Annotated in this window: 19 protein-coding genes; 6 read left to right on the top strand and 13 right to left on the bottom strand. The window is 65.7% G+C overall.

Annotation, left to right across the window (positions count from 1 at the left end; genetic code table 11):
- Positions 1 to 158: 158 nt before the first annotated feature.
- A complete protein-coding gene (locus AC07R1_RS21155) occupies positions 159 to 1076 on the top strand; it encodes a LysR family transcriptional regulator (RefSeq protein ID WP_011062808.1) in 918 nt (305 codons plus the stop codon).
- A 103-nt stretch (positions 1077 to 1179) separates the two neighbouring features.
- On the opposite strand, the gene AC07R1_RS21150 is transcribed toward AC07R1_RS21155, so the two are convergent.
- From AC07R1_RS21150 to AC07R1_RS21135, 4 genes are read right to left on the bottom strand one after another with little or no spacing between them, the layout of a single operon-like run.
- Positions 1180 to 1764 (bottom strand): PqiC family protein, encoded by a 585-nt coding sequence (locus AC07R1_RS21150; protein ID WP_011062809.1) that lies wholly within the window; start codon positions 1762 to 1764, stop codon positions 1180 to 1182.
- A complete protein-coding gene (locus AC07R1_RS21145) occupies positions 1761 to 3452 on the bottom strand; it encodes a PqiB family protein (protein ID WP_015636705.1) in 1692 nt (563 codons plus the stop codon). Before AC07R1_RS21145 ends, AC07R1_RS21150 begins: the two co-directional genes overlap by 4 nt.
- On the bottom strand, positions 3445 to 4059 hold the full coding sequence (locus AC07R1_RS21140) for a paraquat-inducible protein A (RefSeq protein ID WP_011062811.1): 615 nt from the start codon (positions 4057 to 4059) through the stop codon (positions 3445 to 3447). Before AC07R1_RS21140 ends, AC07R1_RS21145 begins: the two co-directional genes overlap by 8 nt.
- Entirely contained in the window at positions 4059 to 4667 is a 609-nt protein-coding gene (locus AC07R1_RS21135) for a paraquat-inducible protein A (RefSeq protein ID WP_015636707.1), read from the bottom strand. The genes AC07R1_RS21140 and AC07R1_RS21135 overlap by 1 nt, the downstream gene beginning before the upstream one ends.
- Before the next feature lie 151 nt (positions 4668 to 4818).
- On the opposite strand from AC07R1_RS21135, the gene AC07R1_RS21130 reads away from it, so the two are divergent.
- Positions 4819 to 5466, top strand: a complete 648-nt coding sequence (locus AC07R1_RS21130) for a TetR/AcrR family transcriptional regulator (protein WP_495110911.1) — start codon at positions 4819 to 4821, stop codon at positions 5464 to 5466.
- 7 nt (positions 5467 to 5473) lie between these two features.
- On the opposite strand, the gene AC07R1_RS21125 is transcribed toward AC07R1_RS21130, so the two are convergent.
- Entirely contained in the window at positions 5474 to 5908 is a 435-nt protein-coding gene (locus tag AC07R1_RS21125) for a multidrug/biocide efflux PACE transporter (protein WP_011062813.1), read from the bottom strand.
- Between the two features lie 88 nt (positions 5909 to 5996).
- Here AC07R1_RS21125 and AC07R1_RS21120 point away from each other — a divergent pair, with 88 nt between their 5' ends.
- Complete coding sequence (locus AC07R1_RS21120) at positions 5997 to 6851, top strand: LysR family transcriptional regulator (RefSeq protein WP_015636709.1); 855 nt, start codon at positions 5997 to 5999, stop codon at positions 6849 to 6851.
- Positions 6852 to 6873: 22 nt separating this feature from the next.
- Here the strand turns inward: AC07R1_RS21120 and AC07R1_RS21115 are convergent, their stop codons facing one another.
- Positions 6874 to 7698, bottom strand: a complete 825-nt coding sequence (locus tag AC07R1_RS21115; protein ID WP_011062815.1) for a LysR family transcriptional regulator — start codon at positions 7696 to 7698, stop codon at positions 6874 to 6876.
- Between the two features lie 111 nt (positions 7699 to 7809).
- Here AC07R1_RS21115 and AC07R1_RS21110 point away from each other — a divergent pair, with 111 nt between their 5' ends.
- Entirely contained in the window at positions 7810 to 8535 is a 726-nt protein-coding gene (locus AC07R1_RS21110; protein WP_011062816.1) for an SDR family oxidoreductase, read from the top strand.
- A 52-nt stretch (positions 8536 to 8587) separates the two neighbouring features.
- Here the strand turns inward: AC07R1_RS21110 and AC07R1_RS21105 are convergent, their stop codons facing one another.
- From AC07R1_RS21105 to AC07R1_RS21090, 4 genes are all read right to left on the bottom strand, one after another.
- The gene (locus AC07R1_RS21105) at positions 8588 to 9835 is read right to left on the bottom strand and encodes an RNA polymerase sigma factor (RefSeq protein ID WP_011062817.1); all 1248 of its coding nucleotides are present in this window, start codon (positions 9833 to 9835) and stop codon (positions 8588 to 8590) included.
- Positions 9835 to 10326, bottom strand: coding sequence for an SRPBCC family protein (locus tag AC07R1_RS21100; protein WP_495110910.1), 492 nt, complete (start codon positions 10324 to 10326; stop codon positions 9835 to 9837). Before AC07R1_RS21100 ends, AC07R1_RS21105 begins: the two co-directional genes overlap by 1 nt.
- 26 nt (positions 10327 to 10352) lie before the next feature.
- Positions 10353 to 10697 (bottom strand): YciI family protein, encoded by a 345-nt coding sequence (locus AC07R1_RS21095; RefSeq protein WP_011062819.1) that lies wholly within the window; start codon positions 10695 to 10697, stop codon positions 10353 to 10355.
- Positions 10698 to 10764: 67 nt separating this feature from the next.
- On the bottom strand, positions 10765 to 11199 hold the full coding sequence (locus AC07R1_RS21090) for a YybH family protein (RefSeq protein WP_072442730.1): 435 nt from the start codon (positions 11197 to 11199) through the stop codon (positions 10765 to 10767).
- Between the two features lie 182 nt (positions 11200 to 11381).
- Here AC07R1_RS21090 and AC07R1_RS21085 point away from each other — a divergent pair, with 182 nt between their 5' ends.
- Positions 11382 to 11867: a GNAT family N-acetyltransferase gene (locus tag AC07R1_RS21085; protein ID WP_011062821.1), complete on the top strand. Its 486-nt coding sequence runs from the start codon at positions 11382 to 11384 to the stop codon at positions 11865 to 11867.
- Between the two features lie 34 nt (positions 11868 to 11901).
- Here AC07R1_RS21085 and AC07R1_RS21080 read toward each other — a convergent pair whose 3' ends face one another.
- Positions 11902 to 12399, bottom strand: coding sequence for a GNAT family N-acetyltransferase (locus AC07R1_RS21080; protein ID WP_072450738.1), 498 nt, complete (start codon positions 12397 to 12399; stop codon positions 11902 to 11904).
- Positions 12400 to 12610: 211 nt separating this feature from the next.
- Here AC07R1_RS21080 and AC07R1_RS21075 point away from each other — a divergent pair, with 211 nt between their 5' ends.
- The gene (locus AC07R1_RS21075) at positions 12611 to 12751 is read left to right on the top strand and encodes a hypothetical protein (protein WP_495110909.1); all 141 of its coding nucleotides are present in this window, start codon (positions 12611 to 12613) and stop codon (positions 12749 to 12751) included.
- Here AC07R1_RS21075 and AC07R1_RS21070 read toward each other — a convergent pair.
- Complete coding sequence (locus AC07R1_RS21070; protein WP_011062823.1) at positions 12730 to 13422, bottom strand: response regulator; 693 nt, start codon at positions 13420 to 13422, stop codon at positions 12730 to 12732. The genes AC07R1_RS21075 and AC07R1_RS21070 overlap by 22 nt on opposite strands.
- Positions 13419 to 16091: a DUF4118 domain-containing protein gene (locus tag AC07R1_RS21065; protein WP_019093585.1), complete on the bottom strand. Its 2673-nt coding sequence runs from the start codon at positions 16089 to 16091 to the stop codon at positions 13419 to 13421. Before AC07R1_RS21065 ends, AC07R1_RS21070 begins: the two co-directional genes overlap by 4 nt.
- Positions 16092 to 16111 lie beyond the last annotated feature (20 nt).

Below are 16111 nucleotides of genomic sequence, written 5' to 3'. Positions count from 1 at the left end.
AGAGCGCCCTTGACCCCTTGGGAAGATCTATTATCAGATAGAGCTTGTTCTGAAAAACAGATAAAGCTAGCAGGCAGCGTGATGCGTGACGGCACAGGCGCTTGCACGATCGCTTTCGCCGGCAAGCCGGCTCCTGCAGCGTTAGAGGGGAATGGGCCGTGTCGTTGACCTTGCGCCAGGTGCGCTATTTCGTTGCTACCGCCGAGATCGGGCAGATTTCCCAGGCGGCGCTGCACTTGAATATTTCCCAGTCGGCGGTGACCACGGCGATCAAGGAGCTGGAGGCGATGCTCGCCGTGCAGCTGTTCGTGCGCTCGGCCCAGGGCATGAACCTGACCGATGCCGGGCGGCATTTTCTCAACCGCGCCTACGTGATCCTGCGCAGCGTCGAAGATGCCCTGAACAGCCCGTTGCCGGACTATCGGGCCAGCGGCGTATTGCACCTGGCGGCCAGCTACACGGTGATCGGCTACTTCCTGCCGCACCACCTGCAGCGCCTGCAGCACTGGCACCCGGACGTCACCATCGAGCTCCATGAACAGGAACGCCAGGCCATCGAGCAAGGCTTGCTGGAAGGCCGCTTCGACATGGCAGTGGTACTCACCGCCAACCTGACGCACCCGGACATCGTCTCGCAGACCCTGTTCAACTCCGAGCGCCGGCTGTGGCTGCCGGCCCATCATCCGCTGTGCGAGCGCAGCAGCATCAGCCTGGCGGACGTGGCCGAGGAGCCGTTCATCCTGCTCACCGTCGACGAAGCCGAGCAAAGCGCCATGCGTTATTGGGAACAGGCCGGCCAGCAGCCCCGGGTGCGCGTGCGCACCAGCTCGGTGGAAGCGGTGCGCAGCATGGTGGCCAACGGCAGCGGCGTGGCGATCCTCTCGGATCTGGTGCACCGGCCCTGGTCACTGGAAGGCAAGCGTATCGAGACCCTGAGCCTGAGCGATGCGGTCACGCCCATGAGCGTGGGGCTGGCCTGGCACCGCGAGCGTACCTTCACCCCGGCCATGCAGGCCCTGCGCGATTATTTCCACGACGCCTTCCTGGCGCCCCAGCAACTCAGCGCCCGGCGCTGAACACCTTGCTTGGCGATCTCTTGCCGAACCTCCAGCGGCCTCAAGATCCACGCGTCTCCTACGGAGACGTTCGCAGCCTGCGGCAGCGGCTACACAAACCTAGTCAGGGGCAGGTCCAGCGTTGCGCGGCGGCGGCGACCTGCCCGGCCAACTGGGCGATGGCCTGTTGATGGGCCTGGACCAGGCTGTTCAGTTCCACACCCGCCGGTTGGCGGATCTGGCTGCTGCAGGTCAGGCTGCGGGCCGGGCCGCCCTCACCCCGCTGGCGCAGGCTCCAGACCACATCGATCAGTGCATAGCGCCCGGGCAGGGACTCGAAGCGCCGCACATCGGTCTGCAACGACAGCACCGGGCGCCCGGGCTGCTTGGGCAGGCCTTCAAGGTTGCGGGTACCCAGCTTCTGCTCCATCTGGCTGGCCAGGGCGTCGTGGAACTCATCCACCAGCGGCGCGCTCCAGCGCTGGGTTTCGAGGATCGCCAGGGTGCCGCTGTCCTGGCGCACCACCAGTTGCGGCTGGTCCACCTGGACCGGAATCCGCACCGTGGACATTTCGAACTGCGGGCCCCCGGTGCGGGCCGCACTGCTGCCTTCGGCCACCGGTGGCAGCAGGGTGTAGTAATGGGTGGGCGCGGAGCTGCAGGCGGCAAGTCCCAGGGTCAGGCAGAGCAACAGGGCACGGGTTTTCATGGCTGGGCTTCCGGTACGGATTCGCGAACAGAGGAGGATGGCGACTGGTAGGCATCCGGTTGATTGTCTTTGAGGCGCCCGCGGATCAGCGCTTCAGGATGACGCCCGAGGAAATCGCTGAGCACCCGCACCGAACGCGCGGTGCGCTGCACTTCCTCCATGGCCTGGCCGAGTTTCTGCCGCTGCGGCGAGTCTTCGGAGAAACTCTCGTTGGCGCTGGCCAGGGTCTTCTTGGATTGCTCCAGGGTGTCGCGCATCTGTGGCAGCACTTCGCCGTTGACCTGTTTGAGGGTCTTCTGCATCTCCGCCAGGCTGCCATTGAGGTTGGCGGCAATGGAGTCGATCGGCAGCTTGCTGATCTTGTCCACCACGGCCTGCAACTGCTCCTGCAACTTGTCCATGCTGCCAGGCACAGTGGGAATCTCCAGGGGCCGTGCGGTAGCGTCATAGGCCACCGGCTTGGCGTTGGTGACAAAGTCCAGGGAGATGTACAGCTGGCCGGTCAACAGGTTGCCGCTGCGGGGCTGGGCGCGCAGGCCATTCTTGACGAAGGCGCCGATCAGTTTCGCCGAGCGGGCGTCGTCTTCGCCGCCAGTCTGCTTCACCAGTTTTTCATGGGCCTTGCCCAGACGCTCGGGATAGATCACCGCCCCTACCAGGGTCGGGAAATACTTGCGCTGCTCGTCGTAGTCCAGGTCCATGGACACCACCTTGCCGATGTTCACCCCGAGGAACTCCACCGGGGCATTCACCGACAGGCCGCGCAAGGCCTGGTCGAAGCGCATGCGAATGTAATAGGGCGCGCCGTCGGGCGGCGCCAGGGCGGTGTCCTGGTCGCCGAACAGGGTGTACTCGGCGTTCTCGTCAGCCGGCTTGGCGTTGGGGCTGTACTTGGGTTCGACGAAGGCAATGCCGCCGGCGAGGATCGACGACACCGACTCGGTGTTGACCTTCAAACCGTTGGCGCCGAGGGTCACGTCGACGCCGCTGGCGTTCCAGAAACGGGTGTCGGTGGTGACGTACTTATCGTTGGGCGAGTTGACGAAGATCTTCACGTCCACGCCCTTGCCGCTGTTGGCCAACTGGTAGGACACCACCTGCCCCACCTCGATGCGCCGGTAATAGACCGGCGAGCCGATGTCCAGCGAGCCCAGGTCGTCGGTGTGCAGGGTAAAGCGCTTGCCCTTCTGCCCATAGGTGATGGGCGGCGGGGTTTCCAGGCCCTTGAAGCTGTCCTTGCGTTTTTCCGACTTGCCGGCGTCGGCGCCGATAAAGGCCCCGGAAAGCAGGGTGTCGACCCCGGAAATGCCATTGGCGCCGATTCGCGGGCGCACCACCCAGAACAGCGAATCGTCGGCGGTGAAGGGTTCGGCGGACTGGTCCAGCTCGACCTTGGCCACCACCTTCTTGCGGTCGTCGCTCAGGGCGATGGAGGTCACCTTGCCGATCACCACGTTCTTGTACTTGACCTGGGTCTTGTTGGCTTCCAGGCCTTCGGCGGTCTGGAAGCTGATGCTGATTTCCGGCCCCGCCGAGAGTGAGTTGTGCACCACCATCGACAGCCCCACCAGGGCCGCGACAATCGGCACCAGCCACACCAGCGAGACATTGAAACGCCGCGTGCGCAGCGCCGGAGCGCCAGGAACGGGCGGGGGATTTGCTGCGTTGGAACCTGGATGATCAGACATCTTCAACCTCTGCGTCCCAGATAAGCCGGGGATCGAAACTCATGGCCGCCAACATCGTCAGCACCACCACCAAACCAAAAAACAGAATACCCATGCGCGGGTCGATCGAACTCAGGGCGCGAAACTGCACCAGGGCCGCCACCAGGGCCACCACCAGCACGTCGAGCATCGACCAGTAGCCGATCAGCTCGATGAAACGATAGAGCTTGGCCCGCTCGCGCTGGGCCCAGAGGCTGCGGCGCTGGCAGGTCACCAGCAGGGTGCCGAGGACAAAGAACTTGCTGCAGGGCACCACCACGCTGGCGATGAAGATCAGCAGGGCGATGTCCCAGGAACCGTGTTTCCAGAACTCCACCACGCCACTCATGATGGTGTTTTCACTGGCGCTGCCAAAGATGCTGGTGTGCATCACCGGCAGCAGGTTGGCCGGAATGTAGAAGATCAGGCTGGCCAGGAGAAAGGCCCAGGTGCGCGCCAGGCTGTTGGGCTTGCGCGCATGCACCGGCGCATCGCAGCGCGGGCATTGATGCTCGGACGCCTGGCAGACCTGGCCGCAGGTGTGGCACAGCATCAATTGGTGGTCCCGGGCGTAGGGCGGAGCGCTCATCAGTAGCGGCCCTCCAGGTCATCCCAGAGGTAGCGGATGTCCTTGCCGGAAATCAGGATGATCAGCACCGTGAGCATCGCCAGGGCCCATAGCCCCAGCCCCGGGTGCACATCGAGCATCCCCGCCAGCTTGACGATGGCCACCAGGATCCCCAGCAGGCACACCTCCAGCATGCTCCAGGGCCGCAGGTGCTCCAGAGCGCGCATGCTGGCCTTGAAGCCGGGCGCGGCGCGCCCCACATTGGCAAACCCCAGCACCCAGCACAGCAGGATGATCTGCAGGCAGGGCGCGAGAATGATGGTCAGGCCGGTGATCGCGGCAATCAGGCTGATGCGGCCCTGGGCCAGGGCCTCCACCGATTGCCAGAGGGTTGCCTCGTTGCTCAGGCCTTCGAGGCTGATCTTGATCACCGGAAACAGATTGGCGAAGACGAACAACAACCCGGCGGTGATCGACAGGGCCAACAGCTGCTGCACACTCAGCCAACGGGCACGGGCCAGTACCGCGCCACAGCGCGAGCACTGGGCCGTCTGGCCTTTGCCGAGCGGCACGGACTCGTACAACGAATCGCAGTGTTCGCAGATGATCCAGTTGCGGGAAATAGTCATGGCCTTCAGATAGTCAGGAGGACAGCAGGTTCACTGAACGGAACCCGAAGCCGGGTATTTTCTGCAAAAGTAGAGGATGGTGTCTAGTTTTCTCTAGGACTGCACCCCACGCTCTACGCCATAATAGGCGCCCCCGGACATTTCGCTGACCATGACCGAATCCATTCCCTCCCCCGCCGCTCCCCACCGAGCCCCCAAACAGTCCCGTGGCCACGAACGGGTGATGGCGATCCTCGACGCTTGTGCCCGTCTACTGCCCAGCCAGGGGGCGGCGAACCTGACCATGCACGGCATCGCCCGGCTGGCCGGTACCTCCATCGGTTCGCTCTATCATTTTTTCAGTGACAAGCAGCAAGTGCTCGAAGCCCTGGGCCAGCGCCACATCGAAGCCCTGAGCACCATCACCAGCGACCTGCTGGCGGTTGCTCCGCAGGTCTGGACGGGGTCCAGTGGCCGGCAAGTGATAGAGCGCATGGTGTTGCCGATCCTCGAATACCTGGAGCAGCACCCCGACCTGCTGCTGATGATCAACCCGGGGTTTGCCATGGGCCAGTTGCAGGCCCCGGACCTGCGCCTGCAGATCAAGAGCGTCTATCGCCAGGTCCTGGCGCTGCGCCTTCCCCGGGCCAGTGCCGCCGAGCGCGAGGCCTACGCCATGGCCATGCTCGGCCTGCCCATTGGCCTGTTCCAGCTGGCCCTGGAACACCCCGAGTTCAAGAGCCAGCTGCTGCTCGAAGAAGTGCCGCTGGCGCTGGAAGCCTATCTGGCTGCCATCGAAGGGCGGCACCCGGCGCCCTGAAACCGGCTCAGTGAGCCAGGCGCTGTTGCAGCCACTTGTCCCGCAGCACGTCGTAGACCCAGTGATAGACATAGGTGTACGGCAGGAAGAACAGCAGCACGCCGATGTCCAGGATGAACGCCTGCAGCAGGCTGATGTTCAGCCACCAGGCAATCATCGGTACGCCCACTGCCACCAGCCCGCCTTCGAACATCAACGCATGCAGGACCCGGGTCCAGCCGTTGTGGACCCACTGCAAGCGCTTGAGCAACCGGTCGAACAGGCCGTTGAACACCACGTTCCAGGCCAGGGCCAACAGGCCGATGCCGATGGTCACCAGGCCCATGTCGGCCATGGGCTTGTCCATGATCCAGGACAGCAGCGGGGTGCAGATCAGCACCGCCAGCAGTTCAAAACCTACCGCCTGGAAGATGCGTTCGTTAAGGGATTTCTGAAGGCTCATGGTCGGCTCCTTGAATGAATGTGTTGCCGATCTTCCAGGACAAGGCCGATACTTCATAATCAATAACCATCGAGCAGGGCGATAGTTCATGGCCTCACATGAAGTGCTCCTGGCGTTTGTCCAGGCAGCCACCCAAGGTTCCTTTTCCGCTGCCGCGCGCAAGCTGGGCAAGAGCCAGTCCACCATCAGCGCGGCGGTGGCCAGCCTGGAGATCGACCTCGACGTGCAGCTTTTCGACCGTTCCAGCCGCAAGCCCGGCCTGACCCCGGCCGGGCATGTGCTGCTGCAGCGTGCCGAAGCAATCCTGGCTGCCACCAGCCGCCTGGAAATGGCCGCCAGCCAGCTGTCCCAGGGCATTGAGGCGAAGCTCACGGTGGCGCTGTCGGACACCTACCAGTCGGATCGCTTCGAAAGCAGCCTGAGCGCCTTCGAGCAGCGTTACCCGGACCTCGAGCTGGAATGCCTGATTGCCGAGTGCGAAGACCTGATCGCCCTGGTGCAGAGCGGCCGGGCGCAGATCGCCTTTGCCGAGATGCAGGCCGACTACCCGGCGGACCTGGAGCACAAGACCATGCAAGAGCGCAGTGAGATTTCCCTCTACGTGGCCTGCAAGCATCCCTTGGCGCAGCAGGCCCGGGTCGATGAGGAAAGCCTGCGCCAGCACCGTGAATTACGTCTGGCCACCGTGCTCAACCCCTACGACAGCCGCTGCCAGGGCCGGGTCTGGTCGGCCCCCAGCTACCTGATGCTGCTGGAGATGGCCCAGGGCGGCTTTGGCTGGGCGCCCCTGCCGCGCTGGCTGGTGGAAGGTTTTGGCGCGGGCAAGTTGCAGGAGCTGAACGTGCGTGGCTGGCCGCGCACCGTGGCGGTGGACGCGCTCTGGTCGCGCCTGCACCCGCCAGGGCCGGCGGGCAGCTGGTTGCTGGCGCAGATGCTGCAATGACCGCGCTCGTCAGCGCCGCCCGCTAGCCGATTGGCCGCAGGGTGCGCAAGTAGTCATGCAGTGTGCGCAAGGTCGCCGACTCCAGCGCCTGCACGGCGTAGCACAAGCCGATCCGCCGGCTGGGCGCCGGCAGGTGCAAGGCCCGGCTTTCTACTCCCTCGCGGCCCTGCACCAGCGACAGCGGCAGCATCGCCACCCCCAGGCCCGCCGCCACCATGTTCAGCGCCTGCTTCAAGCTCCCGGCATGCCCGGCCTGGGCTTGCACAGCACCGCCATAGAGCGCCATCAGGCGCTGGTGCGAGGCGTGCTCCGGGCAAGTGACCCAGTCCTCCACCCGGGGCTGGGGCTGCTCTTGCTCCAGCAGCCTGTGCCCCACCGGCACCGCCAGCACATAAGGCTCCTCCCATAACGGCAGGAACAATTCGTCCTCGCAGCACAGCTCTTCCACCGCCAGGCGCGCGTCGCCGACACAGCCTTCCTGCAAGGTCAGCAACAGGTTGGGCAACGCCTGCTGGGCCATTCGTACGAAAGCGGAGACCTGGCTGTCGGCAATATCACCTTCTACTCCCAGCTCCAGCGCCAAACGGCTTTCGTCCTGGCGAAACAGACGGCTCAAGCTCTCGGCCTCGGCCACCATGCGCCGGGCCTGGGGATACAGCACCCGCGCCTGCTCGCTGACTTCAACACCCCGTGGCTGGCGCAGGAACAACTGCGCCCCCAACTCGTCCTCAAGCTGTTTGATGGTCACCGACAAGGTCGGCTGGCTGATGCACAAGCGCTGGGCGGCAGCGGTGATGTTGCGCTCCTCGAACACCGCAAGGAAGGCTTTGAGATGGCGGACATCCATAGATAATACCGATGACAGACAGAGGAATAAGGCATTTTTCAGCCTCAAGAGGGCTAAATATACTGCCCGCCCCGTAAAGCCATGCATTTTTCTTATTCCTGGAGTCCTCCCATGAGCAAGCCTCTCGTCATCATCACCGGCGCCAGTTCGGGCATCGGCGAGGCCACCGCCCGCCTGCTGTCGGCGGCCGGCCATCCCCTCCTGCTGCTGGCCCGGCGCGTCGAGCGCCTGCACGCCCTGGAATTGCCCGACAGCCTGAGCCGCGCGGTGGACATCACCGACCGCGCCGCACTGCTGGCCGCCGTGGCGGAGGCCGAAGCGCGGTTCGGCCCGGCGGACGCCCTGATCAACAACGCCGGGGTCATGCTCCTGGGGGAAATCAGCCGGCAGGACCCGCAGCAGTGGGAGCGCATGCTCGACGTCAACGTCAAGGGGCTGCTCAATGGCGTGCACGCCGTGGTGTCCGGGATGATCGAGCGCCGCCAGGGCACCCTGATCAACGTCAGTTCGGTGGCCGGGCGCAAGACCTTTGCCAACCACGTGGCCTATGTCGGCACCAAGTTCGCGGTCCACGGGCTCTCGGAAAACCTGCGCGAAGAGCTGGCGCCGCACAATGTGCGGGTCATCACCATCGCCCCCGGTGCGGTAGAAACCGAACTGCTGAGCCACACCACCGACGAGGCCATCAAGGCCGGTTACCAGGCCTGGAAACAGGACATGGGCGGTACGGTGCTGAGTGCAGACGACGTGGCCGGGGCCATTGCCTTTGCCTACCAGCAGCCGCAGCAAGTGTGTATCCGCGAGATCGTCCTGGCGGCGACCCGGCAGCAGGCTTGAGCCGGGGCGAGGTTGGCGCCCCGGCGGGTTCGGTCGCAGCCTTCGGCAGCGGCTACTGGGGGAGCTGGGCCAGGCGCTGTTCGAGGAAGCGCCGCTCGGGGGCTTGCCGGACCAGGGCCAGGGCCCGCTGGTAGGACTGGCGCGCCGCGGCGATATGCCCCAGTTGCCGGCAGAAGTCGGCACGAGCGGCATGGGCCAGGTGGTAATCCTGCAAGTCGCCGCGCAGCAGGATCGCTTCCACTTGCGCCAGCCCGGCACCGGGCCCGTCACGCTGGGCCAGGGCCACGGCACGGTTGAGCTCGATCACCGGCGAAGGCTGCAGGCGCAGCAGCACGTCATACAAACCGACGATCTGCGGCCAGTCGGTCTGTGCTGCACTCGGCGCTTCGGCATGCACCGCGGCAATCGCCGCCTGCAGGCAATAGGGCCCGGCCTGGCCGCTGCGCAAGCCGCGCTCTACCAGGGCACAGCCCTGCTCGATCAAATCCTGCTGCCACAACCCGCGATCCTGCTCGTCCAGCAGGACCAGCTCGCCGTCGCTGGAAAGGCGCGCGCCACGCCGTGACTCGTGCAACAGCATCAGCGCCAGCAGGCCCATCACCTCCGCTTCCGGCAACAGTTCCAGCAGCAGGTAGCCCAGGCGAATGGCTTCGCGGGTCAGGTCCTCCCGGGTCAGCTCGGCGCCCATGGAGGCCGAATACCCTTCGTTGAACACCAGGTAGATCACCCGCAGCACGCTCTCCAGGCGCTCGGGCAGCTCGCTCAACGCCGGCACCTGGTAGGGAATCCGCGCATCGCGGATCTTCGCCTTGGCACGCACGATGCGCTGGGCGATGGTGGCCGGCGTGGCCAGAAAGGCCCGGGCGATTTCCTCGGTGCTCAGGTCGCAGATCTCCCGCAGGGTCAGGGGTACCTGGGCATCCGCCGCCAGCGCCGGGTGGCAGCAGGTGAAGATCAGGCGCAGGCGATCGTCTTGCACGTCCTCGGCGCTCCAGTCGTCCTGTTCCAGTTGCTCGAGCTGGCTGAGCAGCGCCGCCTGTGACGCCGCGAAGCGCGCCCGGCGACGCAGGGCGTCGATCGCCTTGAAGCGGCCGACGGACACTAGCCAGGCCCGCGGGTTGTCCGGCACGCCATCGCTGCGCCAGCGCTCCACCGCCACGAAGAAGGCTTCATGCAGCGCCTCCTCGGCCAGGTCGAAATCCCCCAGCAGGCGGATCAGGGTGGCGAGGATCCGCCGCGACTGCTCGCGGTAGACCTGCGCCACCGTTGCCGCGATGACTTCCCGAGGCTGGTCGCTCATCAGTCCGGCAGGTCCCGGGTGACCAGGGCCACCAGGCGCTCCAGGCTCTGCCCCCAGCCCTCGTGAAAGCCCATGGCCTCATGGGCCTTGCGATCGGCCTCGGTCCAGTGCATGGCGCGGGCAGTGTAGAGGGTCTGGCCGCCCTGCTCCTCGAAGGTCACTTCAGCGGTCATGAACGGCTTGCCCGAGGGGATCCAGCCCGGCAGGTAGGCGTCGGTAAACACCAGCCGCGACGGCGCGGCGATCTCCAGGAACACCCCCATGGTCGGGTACTCGCTGCCGTCCGGGGCGCGCATCAGGGTACGAAACTGGCCACCGACCCACAGGTCCATTTCACACTCCGGAGTGGTCATGCCGTGGGGCCCCCACCATTGCGCCAGCAAGGCCGGCTCGGTCCAGGCGCGAAAGACCTTGTTGCGCGGCGCGTCGATCAGGCGGCTGATGGACAGTTCATGCTCGGCGGGCTTGCGGCCCGTGGTCTGGAAAGTCATCGCGAAACTCCTGTTTATCGTTGTTTTCAGGGATTCAATTCACGTACCGGACGCACTTCGACACTGCCGACCCGGGCCGCCGGTATCTGCCCGGCCACCTGGATCGCTTCGTTCAAGTCCTTGGCCTGGATCAGGTAGAAACCGGCCAACTGTTCCTTGGTTTCGGCGAACGGGCCATCGGTGATCGACAGCTTGCCACCGCGCATGCGCACCGTGGTGGCGGTGTGCACCGATTGCAGCGCCTCGGCGGCAAGCATCCGCCCGCTGCCCTGGACCGACTCGGCATAGGCCAGGCACTCGGCATCCTCGGGGCTGTCGGGCAGGCTGTGCAGCAACTGTTCGTCGCTGTAGACCAGGCATAGGTATTTCATGGGCACCTCCGGATTCGGGCTGAGCAACTATGGTCGCTGTTCGCCGCTTTGGCGAACCGCTGGTTGCTCAGGGTTGCAGGTCGAACTGGGTGGTCCCGGTGAGCATGTCGAACGGCGCCGACCAGTGCTCGTGCACCACCAGCCATTGGCCCGCACGGCGCTGGTAGGCGGCACTCACCCGCATCCAGCAGGCCTTGGTCACGCCCTCGGCATCGGTGCCACCGCAATGAGCCAGCCAGTGGGCGAAGGCCAGCTCTTCGTCGGCCAGCACCTGCAACTGATGGAACTCGAAAATGCCCGGGCCGGGGCAGACCTGCATGCACGCTTCCCAGTGTTCGCGATAGGCGGCCTTGCCCTTGAATTGCAAGGCACCGACCGCGTCGAAAGAAGTGATGTCGTCGGCGTAGTAGCTGACAATACGCTGGATATCCCGGGCCATCACAGCCTGTTGCCAGTTGTCGATCAGGCTGCGGATCTGCGCTTCGTTGGATGGATTGTGCATGGCGAAACTCCTCATGAATGGAATGAACCGCTGCTGAACACCCCCTGCACCCACGCCGTTGAATGTTCAGTTCACCCTTAGTCGTCTGGCCATTCGCGCAATCGACACTGCGCATAAAAAAATTTACCGGCGGGGCAAAATCGCTAGAATCCGCCCCCTCCCCCCACCGGATCTACGTGCCCGTGACCACTCGCCTGGTGCCTTACGAACAGCTCGACAGCCACCAGCATGCCCGCTTGCTGGAGCTTGAGGTGCTACCCGGACAGAAGGCGTTTAGCGGGGACATTCATGGCGCGCTGTACACCCTCGACAACGCGCCGCGGGGAGCGATCAGGGGCTTTGCCCTGCTCAGCGAGGAGTGGCCGGTGGCCTTCCTGCTGCTCAAGCGCCCGCCCTGCCTGCCGGCCTGGGCCGATGCCGACAGCGCCAGCCTGCACGCCCTGCAAGTGGACCGGCGGCACCAGGGCCGGGGCTTCGGCCAGGCCTGCCTGCAAGCGGTGCCTGAGGCCGCCCGCCAGGCCTGGCCCGAACTCAAGGGCCTGACCCTGGCGGTGGACAGCGACAACCAGCCGGCCCTCAGGCTGTACCGCAAGCTGGGCTGGGTGGAAAACGGCGAAGCCTGCAAGGGCCGGATCGGCTATGAACGGCGGATGGCGCTGGCGTTCTGACCCCGGGCCCGCTGCTGCAAACCCGATATCCGTTCTACAGCGACTGCACCATCTCGTGCCAGGCCATGCCGCCGTGGTCCGACTCCGACGCCTTGATGTAGACAAAACCAAAGCGCTGGTACAGCGGTACATGGCGTTCCTTGCACATCAGGTGGATGCGCGCCTTGCCCAGTTCGCGCATGCGCGCGATGAAGGCTTGCAACAGTTGCCGGGACAGGCCCAGGCCCTGGAAGTCCGGGTGTACCACCACCGACATGATCACCACTTCCGGGCCAGCCGGGTCGTGGCCGATCAGTTCCTTGAAGGCCTCGTCGGCCATCTGCACATCGAAGGTAGCGCCGGAGTTGATGAAGCCGGCCACCACACCCTGCACTTCGGCAACGATGAAACCTTCGGGCCAGGTGGCGATGCGGGTGGCGATCTTGTCCCGGGTCGCGGCCTCGTCTCCTTCGTAGGCCAGGGTCTCGATGGCAAAGCAGCGGTCCAGGTCGGTGGGCAGGACGGTGCGGATCAGCGGAGTCGAAGCGGTCATGGGCGGCAACCTGGGGTCGGAGAAGGGCCGCCGATTCTATCAACAGTGCAGCCTGCGTATGCATTGCATAGGGATCGAAGGGGCCGCCGTAAAGCTTTCATATAAGCCCTGGCAACGCCTGCGCCAAGGGCTTATCTATCAGCTCCCCGACGTCAGGGTGGCCGGCCCGAGCGGGCCGGAACCGCCCCGTCCTGCCCCCAGGAGCTTTCCCATGAGCAATATCCAGATCGGCCTTCTACTGCTGTTCGGCATTGCCGCCTTCGGCTGCATCACCCTGTACATCGACTTTGTCCACGAACGGCGCCGCGGCGAAAAAAACCTGGGCCGGGATCACAGCCCCACCAGGCGGTAACCCACCTGCAACTCGGTGATCAGATGCTGGGGCTGGGCCGGATCGGCCTCCAGCTTCTGCCGCAGATGGGCCATGTGTACCCGCAGGTAATGGGCGCGGTCGACGTAGTCCAGGCCCCAGACTTCCAGCAGCAACTGGCGATGGGTCAGCACCCGGCTCTGGCCACGGATCAGCGCGCAGAGCAGGCGGTACTCGATCGGCGTGAGGTGCACAGGCAGCCCTTCGCGGCGCACCTCATGGGTGGCCAGGTCGACCTCGATGGCACCAAAGGCCACCTTGCTGGTAGCGGCCGCCGTACCGCTCTGGCCATGACGGCGCAGTTGCGCGCGAATCCGCGCCAGCAGTTCCGGCACGCCGAACGGCTTGACCAGGTAGTCGTCGGCGCCGGCATCCAGGGCGGCGACTTTCTCGTCCTCCCGATCCCGGGCCGACAGCACCAGGATCGGCACCGCCAGCCAGCCGCGCAGCTCGCTGATCAACTGCTTGCCGTCGCCGTCCGGCAGGCCCAGGTCGACGATCACCAGGTCCGGCTGGCGGCTGGCGGCATGGATCAGGGCGCGCTTGACGCTGTCGGCCTCGAACACCTGGAAACCTTCGTCCTCCAGGGCGATACCGACGAAACGGCGGATATTGGCTTCGTCCTCGACGATCAGGATGCGTGCACTGCTCATAGGGTTTCCATGGAAGGCGGCTGACCCGCCGGCAAGGTGATGACAAAACTCAGCCCGGCATCGGCATGAGGCTGGGCCTCGATGCGCCCGCCATGGGCCTCGACGATACGTTTGGCCAGGGCCAGGCCCAGGCCGATGCCAGCCACGGCGGATTCCTGCTGACCGCGACTGAAGGCTTCGAACAGGCTGGCCGGGGAACTGCCCTTTGGGCAGCCCGGGCCGCTGTCGCTGACCTGCAGGATGATCTGCTGGTCGACCTGGCGGGCGCTGATCTGCACCAGGGTCCCGGCCGGGGTGTACTTGGCGGCGTTGTCCAGAAGGTTCACCAGCACCCGCTCCAGCAACAGCGCGTCCACTTCCACCAAGGGCAGCTGCGGCGCCATGGCCACTCGCAATTGATGCCCGGCCAGGGGCTCGCGCAGCTGGCGCAGGGCACTGCCGACAATCTCCTCCAGGGAGTTCCACTGGCGATTCAGGCGTACCCCGCGCTCCTGCATGCGCGCCATGTCCAGCAGGTTCTCGATCAGCCGCTGCATGGACGAAGCCTGATCGTGAATCCCTGCCAGCAGGTGCTTGAGCGGGCCCTGCGCAGCGTGGGGCAAGGCGGCGTCGGCGGCGCCGATGATGGTGGTCAGCGGCGTGCGCAGGTCATGGGAAATGGCCGCCAGCAGGGTGTTGCGCATGCGCTCGCCCTCCATCTGCAGCACAGTGCTCTGGGCCACCTCGACGTAATGCACGCGCTCCAGGGCAATCGCCAGCTGGCTCATGCAGGCCTCCAGCAGGCGCTGTTCTTCCGGCTCCTTGAGGCGCTCGGCATCCTCGGCTTCAAGCACCAGCACGCCACGCACCCGCATCGGCGCCTTGAGCGGCAGATAGCAGCCCTTGGCCGCCGCCAGGGTATCGGTGCCGCGCCCGGCCGGTTGGTCGTGGTCATAGGCCCACTGGGCGATGCTCTCGTCAATGGCCAGGGTATTGGCGCTCAGCGCCCGCACCCGGTTCTCGGCATCCGGCAACGCCAGCCCGACCCGGGCCTCGAACACCCCGCTGAAGGTACGCAAGGCCACGGCGCAGATCTGCTCCTCGGTCAACGCCGCCGACAGCTCACGGGCCAGCCCGGCCAGGGAGGTGGCACGACGCTCGCCCGCGGCCGCGGTACGCGCTTCATGGCGCAGGCGCGCGGTGAGCTGGCCGGTGATCAGGGCAATCCCCAGCATCAGGGCGAAGGTGAAGAAGTACTGGGTGTCGTTGACCGTGAACGACCACACCGGCTGGACGAAGAAGAAATCGAAGCACAGCACCGCCAGCATCGCCGCCCAGACGCCGGGCCCCCGCCCGTAGCGCAGCGCCACCAGGACCACGGTCAGCAGGAACAGCATGACCACGTTGGCCGGGTCGAACACTTTGAGCAGCAGCGCCGCCACCGCGGTGGCGGCAAAGCACGCCAGGCTCGCCCACAGGTAGGCCGGCGCGCGGCTGGGCGGCAGGCCGGCCTCGGGCTTGTCCACTGGCGCAGGGCGCCGGCTCAAGGGCCCGTTGGCGATCACGATCTGGTCGATTTCCGGGTGCTGGCGGCTGATGCGGTCGCTCACCGACTGGTGCCAGAACTGCCAGACCTTGCGCGGGTAATGGCCCAGCACCAGGCGATTGGCGTTGTGCTCGCGAGCGCAGGCCACCAGGGCTTCGGCTACATCCATGCCGGGCAAAGTGGCGGTCTCGGCGCCAAACTCGGCGGCCAGGGCCAGGGTCTTCATGGCCGCCGCATAACGGGCGGCGCCGGCGCCACGGCGCTGGGCCGAAGCCACGTGCACCACCATCCAGTCGGCTTCGAGCTTTTGCGCCAGGCGCGCGGCTTCGCGCACCAGGCGCTCGTCCGCCGGGTCGCCGGCGATCCCCACCAGCAAGCGCTCGCGGGCTGGCCACAAGGCATTGATCGAACGCTCGCGGCGATAGTCGCGCATCTGTGCATCGACCCGGTCGGCGGTACGGCGCAGGGTCAGTTCACGCAGGGCCAGCAGGTTGCCCTTGCGAAAGAAATGCCGTGAAGCGCGTTCGGCCTGGGGCCCGAGGTAGACCTTGCCGTCCTTGAGGCGGCGCAGCAGGTCATCCGGCGGCAGGTCGATCACCAGCACTTCGTGGGCTTCGTCGAACAGGTGGTCGGGCACCGTCTCGCGCACCCGGATGCCGATGATCCCGCTGACGATGTCGTTGAGGCTTTCCAGGTGCTGGACGTTGAGGGTGGTCCAGACATCGATGCCGGCCCGCAGCAATTCCTCCACGTCCTGCCAGCGCTTGGGATGGCGCGAGCCGGGCACGTTGCTGTGGGCCAGCTCGTCCACCAGCAGCACCGCCGGGTGGCGCGCCAGGGCGGCATCCAGGTCGAACTCCGGCAACGCGTAGTCGCGGTGCATCAGGCGGTGGCGCTCCAGCACTTGCAGCCCTTGCAGCAGCTCGGCGGTTTCCCGCCGGCCATGGGTTTCCACCACCCCGGCCACCACGTCGCGGCCCTGGGCCACTTCGTTGCGCGCCGCGGTGAGCATGGCGCAGGTCTTGCCGACTCCGGCGTTGGAACCGAAATAGATCCGCAGTTTGCCCCGTTGGGCCGCTTGCTCGTCCTGCTGCAGTTTTTCCAGCAGCGCATCGGGATCGGGGCGACCGTCGCGGGGCGGCATGTCAGCATCGAGAACAGCCA

This window comes from Pseudomonas sp. GW821-FHT07F01 (assembly GCF_059418825.1).
Note: the sequence above shows the minus strand (reverse complement) of the source record. Positions and strands in the feature narration are given on the sequence as shown.

Coding starts and splice junctions, on each gene's coding strand:
- AC07R1_RS21150 (WP_011062809.1), bottom strand. CDS start 1,764: ATGAAAACCCGTGCCCTGTTGCTCTGCCTGACCCTGGGACTTGCCGCC.
- AC07R1_RS21145 (WP_015636705.1), bottom strand. CDS start 3,452: ATGTCTGATCATCCAGGTTCCAACGCAGCAAATCCCCCGCCCGTTCCT.
- AC07R1_RS21140 (WP_011062811.1), bottom strand. CDS start 4,059: ATGAGCGCTCCGCCCTACGCCCGGGACCACCAATTGATGCTGTGCCAC.
- AC07R1_RS21135 (WP_015636707.1), bottom strand. CDS start 4,667: ATGACTATTTCCCGCAACTGGATCATCTGCGAACACTGCGATTCGTTG.
- AC07R1_RS21130 (WP_495110911.1), top strand. CDS start 4,819: ATGACCGAATCCATTCCCTCCCCCGCCGCTCCCCACCGAGCCCCCAAA.
- AC07R1_RS21125 (WP_011062813.1), bottom strand. CDS start 5,908: ATGAGCCTTCAGAAATCCCTTAACGAACGCATCTTCCAGGCGGTAGGT.
- AC07R1_RS21120 (WP_015636709.1), top strand. CDS start 5,997: ATGGCCTCACATGAAGTGCTCCTGGCGTTTGTCCAGGCAGCCACCCAA.
- AC07R1_RS21115 (WP_011062815.1), bottom strand. CDS start 7,698: ATGGATGTCCGCCATCTCAAAGCCTTCCTTGCGGTGTTCGAGGAGCGC.
- AC07R1_RS21110 (WP_011062816.1), top strand. CDS start 7,810: ATGAGCAAGCCTCTCGTCATCATCACCGGCGCCAGTTCGGGCATCGGC.
- AC07R1_RS21105 (WP_011062817.1), bottom strand. CDS start 9,835: ATGAGCGACCAGCCTCGGGAAGTCATCGCGGCAACGGTGGCGCAGGTC.
- AC07R1_RS21100 (WP_495110910.1), bottom strand. CDS start 10,326: ATGACTTTCCAGACCACGGGCCGCAAGCCCGCCGAGCATGAACTGTCC.
- AC07R1_RS21095 (WP_011062819.1), bottom strand. CDS start 10,697: ATGAAATACCTATGCCTGGTCTACAGCGACGAACAGTTGCTGCACAGC.
- AC07R1_RS21090 (WP_072442730.1), bottom strand. CDS start 11,199: ATGCACAATCCATCCAACGAAGCGCAGATCCGCAGCCTGATCGACAAC.
- AC07R1_RS21080 (WP_072450738.1), bottom strand. CDS start 12,399: ATGACCGCTTCGACTCCGCTGATCCGCACCGTCCTGCCCACCGACCTG.
- AC07R1_RS21075 (WP_495110909.1), top strand. CDS start 12,611: ATGAGCAATATCCAGATCGGCCTTCTACTGCTGTTCGGCATTGCCGCC.
- AC07R1_RS21070 (WP_011062823.1), bottom strand. CDS start 13,422: ATGAGCAGTGCACGCATCCTGATCGTCGAGGACGAAGCCAATATCCGC.
- AC07R1_RS21065 (WP_019093585.1), bottom strand. CDS start 16,091: ATGCCGCCCCGCGACGGTCGCCCCGATCCCGATGCGCTGCTGGAAAAA.